Annotated in this window: 1 protein-coding gene; it reads left to right on the top strand. The window is 58.9% G+C overall.

Annotation, left to right across the window (positions count from 1 at the left end; all coding sequences use genetic code 11):
• Positions 1-226: 226 nt before the first annotated feature.
• The coding region (locus NKI06_RS30855) for a beta-ketoacyl synthase N-terminal-like domain-containing protein (protein WP_352987927.1) at positions 227-759 on the top strand (533 nt) is incomplete at its 3' end.

Genomic DNA, 759 nt, shown 5'->3' with positions numbered 1-759 from the left:
TGCCCAGCGTGCCCAGCTATGTGCTGTTCCAGGCCCCAACCGTCGCGGCCCTGGCCCACTATCTCGAACTCGATGCCGGAGAGACGGTCGAGGCGCCGCTCGAAAACATCGTGGCGCGTGGCAGCCTCCGTCGCGAGGCCACCCTTGGATTCAGTCGCAGGAAAGTCGTGACTCGTTAAACTCTGGAACTGGCCGTTGTGCAGCCCACCTGTCGGAGACGAAAGCCTTGCCTTCCGGAATAGCCATCATTGGTTCAGCAGGCAGATTTCCCGGCGCGCCTACCGTCGCGGCTCTATGGAGAAATCTTATCGAGGGGAAACGCTCGATCCAGGAGTTTTCGAGGGAAGAATTGGCTCGCCGCGGGCTTTCTGTCGCCGCCCTCGAAGATCCGAATTTCGTGCGGTCGGGTTCAGTCCTCGAGGACTTTGATAAGTTTGATTCGAAATTCTTCGGCTATACCCCACGTGATGCCGAAACAATGGATCCACAGCATCGGCTACTTTTGGAGTGCGCGTGGCAGGCGCTGGAGGGTGCCGGTTACCTGCCCTCGTCCCCCGATCCGCTGATCGGGGTATTTGCTGGCTCGGCGTTCTCGACCTATCTCCTCAATAATCTGTACGTCGATCCTGACCTAGTCGAGATGATCGGTGAGATCGGCCTTGCCATAGGCAACGACAAAGACGCGTTGTGTTCGACGCTATCTTACAAGCTTGGCCTGGAGGGGCCGAGCGTGGCGGTCCAGACCTTCTGCTCCACCTC

The sequence above is a fragment of the Mesorhizobium sp. M0772 genome, assembly GCF_040320135.1.
Classification (GTDB): Bacteria; Pseudomonadota; Alphaproteobacteria; order Rhizobiales; family Rhizobiaceae; genus Mesorhizobium.
Note: the sequence above shows the minus strand (reverse complement) of the source record. Positions and strands in the feature narration are given on the sequence as shown.